The 12221-nt window shown below is 65.5% G+C and carries 14 protein-coding genes; 6 read left to right on the top strand and 8 right to left on the bottom strand.

Annotation, left to right across the window (positions count from 1 at the left end; genetic code table 11):
* The first annotated feature begins 31 nt into the window (after positions 1-31).
* The 5 genes from ugpA to Q1A36_RS15115 all read left to right on the top strand — a co-directional run bounded on the left by ugpA (position 32) and on the right by Q1A36_RS15115 (position 4428).
* Positions 32-910: a sn-glycerol-3-phosphate ABC transporter permease UgpA gene (gene ugpA, locus Q1A36_RS15095; protein WP_299845816.1), complete on the top strand. Its 879-nt coding sequence runs from the start codon at positions 32-34 to the stop codon at positions 908-910.
* On the top strand, positions 910-1758 hold the full coding sequence (gene ugpE, locus Q1A36_RS15100; protein WP_101750819.1) for a sn-glycerol-3-phosphate ABC transporter permease UgpE: 849 nt from the start codon (positions 910-912) through the stop codon (positions 1756-1758). Before ugpA ends, ugpE begins: the two co-directional genes overlap by 1 nt.
* Positions 1759-1760: 2 nt before the next feature.
* A complete protein-coding gene (locus Q1A36_RS15105) occupies positions 1761-2768 on the top strand; it encodes a sn-glycerol-3-phosphate import ATP-binding protein UgpC (RefSeq protein WP_299845819.1) in 1008 nt (335 codons plus the stop codon).
* A 156-nt stretch (positions 2769-2924) separates the two neighbouring features.
* Positions 2925-4031 (top strand): M4 family metallopeptidase, encoded by a 1107-nt coding sequence (locus Q1A36_RS15110; RefSeq protein WP_299845821.1) that lies wholly within the window; start codon positions 2925-2927, stop codon positions 4029-4031.
* A gap of 109 nt (positions 4032-4140) precedes the next feature.
* Positions 4141-4428: a protealysin inhibitor emfourin gene (locus tag Q1A36_RS15115; RefSeq protein ID WP_101750816.1), complete on the top strand. Its 288-nt coding sequence runs from the start codon at positions 4141-4143 to the stop codon at positions 4426-4428.
* Positions 4429-4548: 120 nt separating this feature from the next.
* On the opposite strand, the gene Q1A36_RS15120 is transcribed toward Q1A36_RS15115, so the two are convergent.
* From Q1A36_RS15120 to Q1A36_RS15155, 8 genes are all read right to left on the bottom strand, one after another.
* Entirely contained in the window at positions 4549-5619 is a 1071-nt protein-coding gene (locus Q1A36_RS15120; protein WP_299845823.1) for a DUF475 domain-containing protein, read from the bottom strand.
* A 50-nt stretch (positions 5620-5669) separates the two neighbouring features.
* Positions 5670-6629 carry a magnesium transporter CorA family protein gene (locus Q1A36_RS15125; protein WP_299845825.1) on the bottom strand — a complete coding sequence of 320 codons (960 nt, stop codon included), beginning with the start codon at positions 6627-6629 and terminating at the stop codon, positions 5670-5672.
* Positions 6626-7864, bottom strand: coding sequence for a DUF4147 domain-containing protein (locus Q1A36_RS15130; RefSeq protein ID WP_299845827.1), 1239 nt, complete (start codon positions 7862-7864; stop codon positions 6626-6628). Before Q1A36_RS15130 ends, Q1A36_RS15125 begins: the two co-directional genes overlap by 4 nt.
* Before the next feature lie 193 nt (positions 7865-8057).
* The gene (locus Q1A36_RS15135) at positions 8058-8276 is read right to left on the bottom strand and encodes a CsbD family protein (RefSeq protein WP_101750812.1); all 219 of its coding nucleotides are present in this window, start codon (positions 8274-8276) and stop codon (positions 8058-8060) included.
* Between the two features lie 83 nt (positions 8277-8359).
* Positions 8360-9319, bottom strand: a complete 960-nt coding sequence (locus Q1A36_RS15140; protein WP_299845831.1) for a D-glycerate dehydrogenase — start codon at positions 9317-9319, stop codon at positions 8360-8362.
* Positions 9319-9651 (bottom strand): tRNA-binding protein, encoded by a 333-nt coding sequence (locus Q1A36_RS15145; protein ID WP_299845833.1) that lies wholly within the window; start codon positions 9649-9651, stop codon positions 9319-9321. Before Q1A36_RS15145 ends, Q1A36_RS15140 begins: the two co-directional genes overlap by 1 nt.
* On the bottom strand, positions 9648-10460 hold the full coding sequence (gene proC, locus Q1A36_RS15150; protein WP_299845836.1) for a pyrroline-5-carboxylate reductase: 813 nt from the start codon (positions 10458-10460) through the stop codon (positions 9648-9650). The genes Q1A36_RS15145 and proC overlap by 4 nt, the downstream gene beginning before the upstream one ends.
* A 37-nt stretch (positions 10461-10497) precedes the next feature.
* Positions 10498-11001 (bottom strand): YbjN domain-containing protein, encoded by a 504-nt coding sequence (locus Q1A36_RS15155; RefSeq protein WP_299845839.1) that lies wholly within the window; start codon positions 10999-11001, stop codon positions 10498-10500.
* Positions 11002-11215: 214 nt separating this feature from the next.
* Between Q1A36_RS15155 and cobD the strand changes: the two genes are divergently transcribed.
* Positions 11216-12178: a threonine-phosphate decarboxylase CobD gene (gene cobD / locus Q1A36_RS15160; protein WP_299845842.1), complete on the top strand. Its 963-nt coding sequence runs from the start codon at positions 11216-11218 to the stop codon at positions 12176-12178.
* Positions 12179-12221 lie beyond the last annotated feature (43 nt).

The following is a 12221-nucleotide window of genomic DNA, read 5'->3' on the forward strand; positions in this document are numbered from 1 at the left end:
GGCCCCCATCCCCCCGGACCCGAGTGACAAGATGAAGCGCACGATCTTTCGCAACCAGCTTTTGCCCTGGCTTCTGCTGGCCCCCCAATTGGCCATCACCTTCATCTTCTTCATCTGGCCCGCCGCACAGGCCGTCTGGCAAAGCTTCCTGCGCGAAGATGCCTTCGGGATGAAGTCCACCTTCGTCGGCATGGCGAATTACTGGCGGCTGCTCGACAGCCCCGAATACCTGAACTCGCTGCAGGTGACTGCGGTCTTTGCCGTCTCGGTAACGATCCTGTCCATGGGCTTCTCGCTGCTTCTCGCGGTTGCGGTCGATCGGATGATCCGCTCGGCCCAGACCTACACGACGCTGCTCGTCTGGCCCTATGCCGTCGCCCCTGCCGTCGCCGGCATCCTGTGGTGGTTCATCTTCAACCCGACCATCGGCATCCTGCCCTATCTTCTGGATCAGGTCGGCTATAACTGGAACCATATCAGCGACAAGGGCGATGCGATGCTACTGGTGGTGATCGCCAGCGCCTGGAAGCAGATCAGCTATAACTTCCTGTTCTTCGTCGCCGGGTTGCAGTCCATTCCTGCGTCCCTGCGCGAAGCTGCCGCCATCGACGGCGCCGGCCCGGTGAAGCGTTTCTTCACCATCACCCTGCCGCTGATCTCGCCCACGACCTTCTTCCTTCTGGTCGTGAACATCGTCTACGCCATGTTCGACACCTTCGCGGTCATCGACAGCACCACCGAGGGCGGCCCGGCGCAGGCCACCAACATCATGGTCTACAAGGTCTATTTCGACGGCTTCGTCGGCCAGAACCTTGGCAGTTCCGGCGCGCAATCGGTGATCCTGATGCTGATCGTGATCGCGCTGACGGTGATCCAGTTCCGCTGGGTCGAGAAGAAGGTCGAATACTGATGATCGAGAACCGCCCCGGCCTGAACCTTCTGGCGCATCTGGTGCTGATCCTCGGCGTGGCCATCGTCGCCATGCCGGTCTGGATCGCCTTCGTCGCCTCGACCCATACCGCCACCGACTTTTCCTCGGGCACCATCCCGATGTGGCCCGGCCCGCATCTGATCGAGAATTATTCGCGGATGCTCGACAGCGGCCTTTCCACCAGCGGCACCCCGCCGGTCGGGATGATGATGCTGAACAGCCTCGTCATGGCGCTGATGATCGCCATCGGCAAGATCATCATCTCGGTGCTCTCGGCCTTCGCCATCGTCTATTTCCGCTTCCCGCTGCGCAATCTCGCCTTCTGGTGCATCTTCATCACCCTGATGCTGCCGGTCGAGGTGCGCATCGTGCCGACCTTCCAGGTGGTCGCGGGGCTGGGGCTGTTGAACAGCTATGCCGGCCTGTCGATCCCGCTGATTGCCTCGGCCACGGCGACCTTCCTGTTCCGGCAGGTCTTCCTGACCATCCCGGACGAACTGACCGAGGCCGCCCGGATCGACGGCGCCGGGCCGATGAAATTCTTCCGCGACATCCTTCTGCCGCTGTCGCGCACCAATATCGCGGCGCTGTTCGTGATCCTGTTCATCTATGGCTGGAACCAGTACCTGTGGCCGCTCCTGGTCACCACCGATTCCAGCTATTACACCATCGTTGCGGGCATCAAGCGCATGGCCGACGCGGTGGACGGGCTGCCGCAATGGCATCTGGTGATGGCGACCGCCGTCATGGCGATGCTGCCGCCCGTCGCCGTGGTCATTGCCATGCAGAAGCTGTTCGTCAAAGGTCTTGTCGAGACGGAGAAATAATCGTGGCATCCATCACTCTGGAGAATGTCGGCAAGGTCTATCCCGGCGGCACCCGCGCCATCGGCGACGTGAATATCGACATCGCCGATGGCGAGTTCATCGTGCTGGTCGGGCCTTCGGGCTGCGGCAAGTCCACGCTTCTGCGCATGGTCGCGGGGCTGGAAAGCATCACCGATGGCACGGTCAGGATCGCGGATCGCGTGGTCAACGAGATCGAGCCGGCCGACCGCGACATCGCCATGGTGTTCCAGAACTATGCGCTCTACCCGCATATGTCGGTGCGCCAGAACCTCGAATACGGCCTGAAGAACCGCGGCACCAAGCGCGACGAGATCGACCGTCGCGTGGCCGAGGCGGCGGGCATCCTGCAGCTTGAACCCTATCTGGACCGCAAGCCCCGGGCTCTCAGCGGCGGCCAGCGCCAGCGCGTCGCCATGGGCCGCGCCATCGTGCGCGAACCGGCGGCCTTCCTCTTCGACGAGCCGCTGTCGAACCTCGACGCGAAACTGCGCGTGGCCATGCGGCTGGAAATCAAGGAGTTGCAGAAGCGCCTGCGCACCACCAGCCTCTATGTCACCCATGACCAGCTTGAGGCGATGACGCTGGCCGACCGGCTGGTCGTCTTGAACATGGGCAAGGTCGAACAGATCGGCACGCCGCTCGAGGTCTATCGCCGCCCCGCCTCGGCCTTTGTCGCAGGCTTCATCGGCAGCCCGGCCATGAACCTGATCCCCGCCCGCGCGGTGCCGCATCTGCCGGGCAGCGCCCATGCCGGTCTACTGGGCATCCGCCCCGAGGACATGGACATCACCGCCGATGGCCCGATCGTGCTGCGCATCAACGCGGTCGAGGAACTGGGCGCACAGCGGCTTGTTCACGGTCTGGTCGGCGGCGAGGCCTTCACCGTCACCGCCCCGTCGGATGCCGATCTGGGGGAGGTGCTGCGCCTGTCGGTTCCGACGCAGGCGCTGCACCGCTTCGACGCGGAGAGCGGCAAGCGGCTGGACTGAGATCCGGGCAGGGTCTCCGCCCTGCCCCACGCCCAAACACATCCGGTCACAAGGTTGAGCAATTCCCCCTGCGCAACCCTCTGCGGTTGATGTTCTCTCTTTGTTCTGACGTTAACCTGTGTTAATCTTTTGCTGCCAGCAAGAGGAATCTGTGTCATGTGTTTTGCGGTCTGCGGCAACGCCACTCATCACCCGATCAACTGCATCGTCCCCCCGCATATGCTGCGCGTCATCGCCCTGCGCGGTGACGAAAAGGTGGCCGACATGGCCCGCAGCCTCTTGAAGCAGACCGAGCAATTGCGGCAGGAACGGCAGGAACAGGGGCATGTCACCCCGCCCCCGCCCGACCAGCCCACCGCCGCCGTCGCGCGGGGCGGCAAGCGGCGCAGCGCCGCACCCGGCTTCAGCCCCGACCGCCGCATCCATGATGGCGAGAACAAGGCCGCCCTGCCCGGCAAGCTGGTCCGGTCCGAAGGCGACGACCCCACCGGCAATGCCGATGTCGACAATGCCTATGACGGCGCGGGCGAGGTCTTCTCGCTCTATGCCACCCAGTTCAACCGCAACTCGCTGGATGGCGAGGGCCAGTCGCTGATCGCCACGGTGAACCACCGCCGCAACTACAACAACGCCTTCTGGGACGGTCGGCAGATGGCCTATGGCAATGGCGACGGCAAGCTGTTCAAGACCTTCATCGACCTCTCGGTGATCGCGCACGAGATGACCCATGGTGTCGTCCAGCATTCCGGCGGGCTGGTCTATCAGGACCAGTCAGGCGCCCTGAATGAAAGCATCGCCGATGTCTTCGGCGCCATCGCGGTCCAGCGCCATCTGGGGCAGGATGTGGATGCGGCCGACTGGATCATCGGCGGCGGTATCCTTGGCCCCGATGTTAAGGGCGTGGGCCTGCGCAGCATGAAGGCCCCCGGCACCGCCTATGCCGACGAGCTTCTGGGTCAGGACCCGCAGCCCTTCCACATGGACAATTTCCTGTCCACGACCGATGACAATGGCGGGGTGCATATCAACTCGGGCATCCCCAACCACGCCTTTTACCTCTATTGCCAGTATCTTGGCGGCAATTCCTGGGAGAAGCCGGGACAGATCTGGTATCGCGCCCTGCAGGACCTGAACAACCCGTTGGCCAGCTTTGCCGACTGGTGCCAGCAGACCGTGGATGCGGCCATCGGCATCCACGGGCTCGGCAGCACCGAGGTCATCATGCTGCGCCGGGCGTGGAAACTGGTCGGGCTTCCCGCCTGATCGGGACCCGCTGAGGCAACCTGTCCATAGAGTGATCTTGCCGGAATCGCCCGTCGCGCCTATCTTTCGCGCGATGAGTTGCACAACGGTAACGGCTGGATGCATTGCCATGATCATTGAAATCTCGTCCAGCGGCGGCTTCGGCGGGATCGCTGCGGCTGGCGTCAAGAAGCGGATCGACGTGGACCAGCAATCCGCGGCGGTCCAGCAGGAGATCTGCGAATATTTCGAGCCGCGAGATCTGGACCAACTCGCCTCGCGCAGCGTCAGGTCACGCTCGGCCGATGCGATGGTCTACAAGATCACCGTGACCGATCCGAAGGATGGGCAGCATGTCTATTCAATCCCCGAGGACCAGCTGCCGCCCGAGATGCTGGATCTGATCGACTCGATGTAGGCAGGCCGCGCGACCGGTGCACGCCCTGTGCACCATCGGTGCACGGGCCGTGCGGCCAGAAACCCAGCATTTTCTGGCATTTTCCGCGCTCAGCGCCCCGGTATTGCGCAGGCACCGAACTCAGCCGTTGCGCGCCTCTTCCTCATCCGCCTCGCGCTCTCGGTGCCGTCTGTTCCAGATCAGGCTGCTGATGAAGGCCATGCCGATGAAGCCCGCGCCCAGAAGGCCGGTCACCGCCTCCGGGATATGCCACATGGTCTGGCCGAACATGATGACGCTGAGGATCAGGATCGACCAGAAAGCCCCATGTTCCAGAAAGCGGAACTCGGCCAGTGTCCCCCTCTCGACCAGCATCACCGTCATCGCCCGCACATACATCGCCCCGATGCCAAGACCGATGGCGATCAGGAACAGGTTCTGCGTCAGGGCAAATGCGCCGATCACCCCGTCAAAGCTGAACGAGGCATCCAGCACTTCGAGGTAGAGAAAGGCGCCGAACCCGCCCTGCGCCGCCGCGCCCGCGCTTTTGCCCCAGCGGTCCAGAACATGCCCCAGCGCATCCACGGCCAGAAAGGTCACGATCCCGCACATGGCCGAGAACATGAAGATCTTCTCGTCCCTGACCGGCAGCAGCCAGACGAACAGCAGGATGATGACGAGGACGAAACCGACCTCCATCCCCCGGACCGAACCGAGGGCGCGCAGCGCCCGCTCCAGCCGGCCGATCCAGTCCACGTCCTTTGACTGGTCGAAGAAGAAGCTGAGCGCCACCAGCATCAGGAACGACCCGCCGAAGGCCGCGATCGGCAGATGCGCCTCGCCCATGATCCGGGCGTATTCGCCGGGTTCGGTGGCGGCCAGCATGACGGCGGCCCATGGCCCGATCTTGGCCGCGATCACCACGATGATCAGCGGGAACAACAGCCGCATCCCGAAGACCGCGATCAGGATGCCCCAGGTCAGGAAGCGCCGCTGCCAGATTGGCGACATGGTTTTCAGCTTGTTGGCATTGACGATGGCATTGTCGAAGGACAGCGAGATTTCCAGCACCGCCAGCACCGCCGCGATCAAGAGAAACGACATCGCCCCTGAACTGCGGCCGGTGAATTCCCAGCCAATGAACCCGGCCAGCGCCACGCCCAGCACCGTCACGATCAGCGGCCAGACCAGATAGGACATCGTCGAACGCATCTGCAGACCCCTTACCTTCCTTTGGTTCAGTCGCGCCCGAAATCAGCGCGCTACAGCCATTTCTTCCAGCGCAGCACGAGATAGGTGCCGACCGCCGAGGCAACCATCATCACAAGCGCCATGGCATAGCCCCAGCGTTGCTGCAGTTCCGGCATGACCTCGAAATTCATGCCATAGATGCTGGCGATCAGTGTCGGCGGCAGGAACAGCGCGGCGATGACCGACAGGATCCGCACCGTCTTGTTCTGCTGCAGATTGATCATCCCCAGCGTGGTGTCGACCGACAGGCTGACCCGCGAGGACAGGAAATCGGCATGAACCTCCAGTGCCTGCACATCGCGCTGCTGGCCCCGCAGCACCGCCCGGATCTTGGCGCTATCGGGGCGCTCGTCGGTGGTGGCGGTGTAGAAGGCCAGAAGCCGCTCGATCGTCAGCAGGCCAAGCCGCACCCTCGCCATCAGTTCAGCTTCGGCCCCCACCTTGGACAATGCCGCCTGCAGCACCGCCGAGGGGCTGTCGGCACCGGCATCGAAAACCTTCAGCACCGTTGCATCCAGCACGCGGCCCGAGTTTTCCAGAATATCGGCGAGCCGGGCAATGATCTCTTCGATCAGGCCCAGGAACAGCCGCTCGGCCGAGCGGCAGCCGGTGGTCGAGCGTTCGGCCCGGTCGGGAAAGGTGTTGAAGGGGCGCGGCGCGTGGTGGCGGACGGTGACCAGCCGGGTCGGCGACAGCAGAAAGGCCACCGGCATGGCGACCCTCGTGCCATCGGGCAATTCGCCGGGCAGAACGGCGGTCATGTATTCGGTATCGCCCTCGCGGTAGAGCCGGTTCGAGATCTCGATCTCTTCCATATCGGCGAGGCTCGGCACGTCGATCCCCAGCGCGGTCGCGTCGGCGATCTGCTTGTCGGTTGGCGACCAGAGGTCGATCCAGATCGCCTCGGCCAGACCCACCCCCTCGGGCAGCGGGACCAGCTTGTTGCCGGCCAGCGTATAGGCGCGGATCACGCCACCGTCCCGCGCATGAAGATCGCCAAATCGGCGACATTGGTACCGGTCGGGCCGGTGATGACCAGAGCCTTGCCGGCCTTCAGCGCCGGGGTGGAGTCGTTGCGCGCCAGCGCGTCATCAGGATCGATGCCGGCCTTGCGGATCAGGCCGATGGTTTCGGGGCCGACCAGCCCGCCGGCCGCCTGCCCCGGCCCGTCACGGCCATCGGTGCCGACGCTGGCAAAGACCCAGTCGCCTGCCAGCGCCTCGCTGGCAATTCGCGCGAAACGCAACGCCAGTTCCTGGTTGCGCCCACCCATGCCCTTGCCGGTCAGAGTCACCGTCGTCTCGCCACCGAAGGCCATGGCCGCGCCCTCGGGCAGGTCGCGCACCACGGCCAAAATCGCCTCGGCACAGTCCTGCACGTCGCCTTCCAGCGGGATCGGCCCCTCGGAAGCCCCCGCCGCGACAATCGCCGCGACGCTTTGCGGGTTCGAGCCGATCAGGATGTTTCGCGCTTCGGGCAGCGCGCCGCGATCCTCGCCGCGCGCCAGCGCCTCCTGCACCGATCCGGGCAACCGGTCCCAGAGACCCAGATCGCGGGCCTTGGCGGCAGCCTCGGCCACCGTACCGATGGGCGCTACGGTCGGACCCGAGGCAATGACGCGCAGGTCATCGCCCGGGACGTCGGAAAGGATAAGGGCAGTGACCGGGGCGCGGCTGGTACGCAGCCAGCCCCCGCCCTTCAGCCGCGACAGCGCCTGGCGGATCAGGTTGGTCTCGGTGATGTCCGCGCCCCCGGCCAGCAGCAGCTTGTTCACCGCCTGCTTGTCCTTCAGCGTCAGCCCGGTGATCGGCGCCGGCAGCATGGCCGAGCCACCGCCCGAGATCAGCGCCAGAACCCGGTCGTCTGGACCGGCCGATTGCAGGATCGCCTCGACCTCGCGCGCCGCCAGTTCGCCCGCCGCATCGGGCACCGGATGGCCCGAGGTCAGCACCCGCGCCCCCTCCAGCGGGGCATCATTGCCGGCATTGGTGATGACCAGCGCAGTCGTGCCCTTGGGCAGGCCCGCCAGTGCTGCAACCGCCATGGCCCGTGCCGCCTTGCCAAGCGCGATCACATGCCAGCGACCGCCGGCGGCGGGTGGATCGGCCAGCGCCTGATCCAGGTTTGCTGTCACGCAAGCCGCGGGGTCCGCGGCCGCAATACCGGCGCGGATCAAGGCCATCGCGCGTTCGCCAAGCTCTGTCATGGCGCAAGATGAGCCTGTTTCGCTGAAAAAGGAAAGAGGCGTTCACGGACTGGCGGGCGCAAAGATCACCCGGTCCGGTGCCGCAAAAAAGCCGCCGCCGATTGCTCGGCGGCGGCATAAACTGGTGAACCTACAGGTGGGACTGGTGTCCCGCTTGCCGGTTGGCGCCCACCGGCAAAGCCGGTGTGCGATCTCAGAGGTTCTTCAGGTCCCGATCCACGTCACGCGCGAACTCGTCGACCTGCTTTTCGGCCTCGTCCTTGGTCCAGCCGTATTTCTCCTGCAGCTTGCCGGCCAGCTGCTCGCGGTTGCCGGCGACCTGATCGTATTCATCATCAGTCAGATCACCCCATTTGGCGCGAGCGGCACCTTTGAGCTGCTTCCACTTGCCTTCAACGATATCCCAGTTCATCGCGTGCTCCTTTCAAGAATTGCGCGTTGATTACGGGGATCAAACGCAGGGTTGGAAACGGCAGTTCCGCGATTGAGCAATTGTTAATTCACCTGATCGCGAGGTGCGCGGCCCTCGGCAAAGTCGACCAGGTTGTCCAGCGCGCGCAGCGCCATGGCGGTGCGCACCTCTTCGGCGGCGGTGCCGAGATGCGGCAGCAAGCTGACATTCCACAGCTTGCGCAGCGCCTCGGGCACCAGCGGCTCCTGCTCATAGACATCGAGGCCAGCGCCGGCGATGGCGCGCGATTGCAGCGCCGCGATCAGCGCGGCTTCATCCACCACATCACCGCGCGAGATATTGATGAGATAGCCACCCGTCCCCAGCGCGGCCAATTCCGCCGCCCCGATCAGGTGCCGCGTTCCGGCACCACCCGGCACCGCGACCACGGCGAAATCGGCGGCCGAGAGGGCCGCTGCCAGATCCGGCATCTGCTCGGCCGGAAAGTCCAGCGACGAGACCGCCGAGCGGTTGTGGAACACGACCCGCATCCCGAAGCCCAAATGGCAGCGCCGGGCGATGGCCTGCCCGATGCGGCCCATGCCGATGATGCCGACGGTCTTGCCGGTGACATGGGTGCCCAGAAGCTGGGTCGGATACCAGCCGTCCCAGCTACCGCTGCGCACCAGATGCTCGCCCTCGCTGGCGCGGCGGGCGGCCATCAGAAGCAGCGTCATGGCGATATCGGCGGTGGCGTCGGTAACGGCGCCCGGCGTATTCGAGACGGCGATGCCGGCGGCCCGCGCCGCCTCGATGTCGATATGGTTGAAGCCCACACCGAAATTCGCCAGCAGCTTGCAGCGCAGATCACCGGGCTCGGCACCGGCAAAGGCCTCGGCGGTGAAGCCGTCGCGCAGCGTGGGCAGGATCAGGTCGTGATCCTGCATCGCCTGCCGCGCCTCGGCGGGCGTCAGCGGGCGGTCAGGCAGGAAGCTCGCGTCAAAGCGGGCGCGGATCGCGTCGGTCGCGGCGGGCGTCATCGGGCGGGTGACCAGCAGTTTCATCAATACATCCTTCCGCCATTCGGAACCTTCAGGTCCGGCGCGATCAGCACCACCTCGTTCTCCTCATCGGGCACACCCAGCACCAGCACCTCGGACATGACCGGGCCGATCTGGCGCGGCGGGAAGTTCACCACACAGAGCACCTGTTTCCCGACCAGCGTCTCTGGCTGGTAATATTTTGTGATCTGGGCCGAGGATTTGCGCTCGCCCAGTTCCCCCAGATCGAGCCACAGCTTGATCGCGGGCTTGCGCGCCTCGGGAAAGGGTTCGGCGCGGGTGATGGTGGCGACGCGGATATCGACCTTCAGGAATTCGTCGAAGGAAATGGTCATTTCGCGGCTCCCAACTCACGGCCCCGTTCGGTCGCGGCGGCGACCGTGCGCGCCATCAAGGGCGGCAAGCCGGTCTCGGGGTCCATCAGCACCTTAAGCCCCGCGGCCGTCGTGCCGCCCGGCGAGGTGACGTTCTCGCGCAGCACCGCCGGGTCCTGATCGGCATCGACCGCCAGCGCCCCGGCCCCGGCCACGGTCATCCTCGCCAGTTCCAGCGACAGGTCTGCCGGCAGGCCCTGCGCCACGCCAGCCGCCGCCATCGCCTCGATCAGGTGAAAGACATAGGCCGGGCCGCTGCCCGAGAGGCCGGTGACGGCATCCATCTGGTCCTCGCCCTGCAGCCGCACCACGCGCCCGACCGCGCGCATCAGCGCCTCGCCCAGATCGAGATGGGCTGGCGTGGCGGCGGCATTGCCGATCATGGCCGAGATCCCCTGCCCGATGGCGGCGGGGGTATTGGGCATCACCCGCACGACCGGGCTACCCGGAAAGGCGTTCTCAAAGGTGGCGATGGTGGTGCCGGCGGCCACCGATATGACCAGCGTATCGGTAAGCTTGGGCATCTCGCCAAGCGCCCCGGCCATCATCTGGGGCTTGACCGCAAGGACCAGAACGGCGGGATTTTCCGGCAGGGGCGCGTTCACGCGCAGGCCCTTGTCATGCCAGTCGGGCGCCAGTTTCGGGTCGATGACGGTGACAGCGCCCGGTTCCAGCCCGCGTGCCAGCCAGCCCTTCAGCATTGCCCCGCCCATGCGGCCACAGCCGACAAGCACTAGCCCGCGGCTGTTCAGTTCGTCGAAATCGGTCATTCATTCCCCCTCTTGCCGGCGGGGGAAGTGCGCCCCCTCAGGCCCGTCCGTAGGCTTCGGACAGGGCGATGTCCAGCGCAGCGGCGGGGCTCGCGTTGCCCCAGGCGGCCAGCTGGAACGAGGGATAGAAGCGTTCGCAACCCAGAAGCGCATTGCAGATCATCTGGTCGATCTGCTCGGGCGCTGCGATGGTGTCGCCGGCCAGCACCAGACCATAGCGCCAGACCATCAGCTTCTGCTCGGCCCAGAAGGTGAAGCCGCCATCCCAGACCTGATCGTTGGCAAGGTTCAACGTCTCGTAAAGCTCGGGCAGGCGCTCTTCGGGCGGGTCCATGTCGAAGGTGCAGATCAGCCGCAGCACCTCTTCCCGCGCCGACCAGGCGAGGGTGATGGAGTAGCTGCGCCATTGCCCCTCGACCACCATGGCAATCTGGTCATCGGCAAGTCGGTCGAAATCCCAGGCGTGATGGGTGGCCACCGACTCGACAATATCGATCGGATGGATCTCGTCGCTATGGATGTAATGGTCTGTCTGAGCCATGTCTGTCCCCTGCCTGCTTTCGCCTGTCTGAGGAAGCGGTTCTGTCGCCGCTAGTCTTGGTGGCAGTCACAACACCCGGCGGGATGCCTTGGCTGCTTACACTATATCCTGTGTTGGAATTGGCAGGGTGTAAAGTAAAATTTCCTTAACGGCTTGCCTCGCAACGAGGCACTGCCTAGCAAACGCACAAGCGGCGGATAGGGGGAAAACCCGCATGAATCGGGACCATGGCGGCGATATCGACCGCGCTCAGGCGCGCTTTGGCGGCGGCGACTGGATCGATCTGTCCACAGGAATCAACCGCCGCCCCTGGCCGGTGGGGCAAGTGCCCGAGGCGGTCTGGCGCGCGCTGCCGACCGAATCGGCGCGGGCGCGGCTGACCCGGGTCGCGGCGGCATGGTTCGGCTGCGAAGCAGAGCAGGTGCTGCCGATGGCGGGGGCCTCGGCACCGATCCAGTTGCTGCCGCGCATCTTGCCAAAGGGCCGCGCGGCGGTCATCGCGCCCAGCTATAACGAACATGCCGCCAGCCTGCGGGCGGCGGGCTGGCAGGTCGACGACGTTCCGACCATTGAGGCCATGACGGGCGCCGATCTGGCGATGGTGGTCAATCCGAACAATCCCGACGGGCGCGAATGGGCGCCCGAGGTGCTGGCCGATCTGGCCGGGCGGGTCGGGCATCTGGTCGTCGATGAAAGCTTTGCCGATCCGAGGCCGGACCTGTCGCTGGCGGGCCGGATGCCCGCGAATGTCAGCATCCTGCGCAGCTTCGGCAAGTTCTGGGGGCTGGCGGGGCTGCGGCTTGGCTTCCTCTTGGGCGCGCCACCGCTGCTGGCCGCAGTCGCGCGCGAGGCGGGGCCGTGGGCGGTCAATGGCCCGGCGCTGGAGATCGGGGCGGCGGCCATGGGTGATGCCGCATGGGCCGATGCGGCTGTCGTCTATCACAGCGAGGCCGCGCTGCGGCTGGACCGGCTGGCGATGCAGCGGGGCTGGCAGGTGGTGGGCGGCACGCATCTGTTCCGGCTGTACGAGACCGGGGATGCGGAAGGCGCGCAGGAGGCGCTGGCCCGGTCACAGGTCTGGACGCGGCGCTTTCCCTATTCCAAGGGCTGGCTCAGGATGGGGGTTCCGGGCGATCACGCGGAATGGGACCGGGTGACGGCGGCGATGCGCAGTTAGGCGCGGCGGAGGGCCAGCGCCGGCCCGTGGGCTGGCGCCGCGA

Origin of the sequence: uncultured Paracoccus sp., from assembly GCF_947487305.1 — a bacterium.
Lineage (GTDB): Bacteria > Pseudomonadota > Alphaproteobacteria > Rhodobacterales > Rhodobacteraceae > Paracoccus.